The organism is Staphylococcus pasteuri (genome assembly GCF_030547725.1).
Lineage (GTDB): Bacteria > Bacillota > Bacilli > Staphylococcales > Staphylococcaceae > Staphylococcus > Staphylococcus pasteuri.
Genome location: NZ_JAUOQO010000457.1, coordinates 1 through 262 on the forward strand (window position 1 = coordinate 1; position 262 = coordinate 262).

Annotated in this window: 1 protein-coding gene; it reads right to left on the bottom strand. The window is 46.6% G+C overall.

Annotation, left to right across the window (positions count from 1 at the left end; genetic code table 11):
• A partial coding sequence (locus tag Q4528_RS14340; RefSeq protein WP_303522300.1) for a Rossmann-fold NAD(P)-binding domain-containing protein occupies positions 1–262 on the bottom strand: 262 nt, incomplete at both ends.

Below are 262 nucleotides of genomic sequence, written 5' to 3' on the forward strand. Positions count from 1 at the left end.
ACGTTGCTTTGCTGGCTAACTTGCTGCCACAGAGCATGGCGAATAATGTCGTTCTCAACAATATGGCCAATATTCGGTACTAATAGCTGTTCCGCTTGAAAACGGATGTTCGCGAAGCTGTCTTGCTCCCAGACCTGCATGTCGTTATAAGGCGCAACACGCTGCTGAACAATACTGCTCCAAACGTCTAACGATTCTAAAAATTGCTGCGACGATAAGCTAATCGCGCTCACCCGCAAACTGTATTGGTTTAACTCAGGTT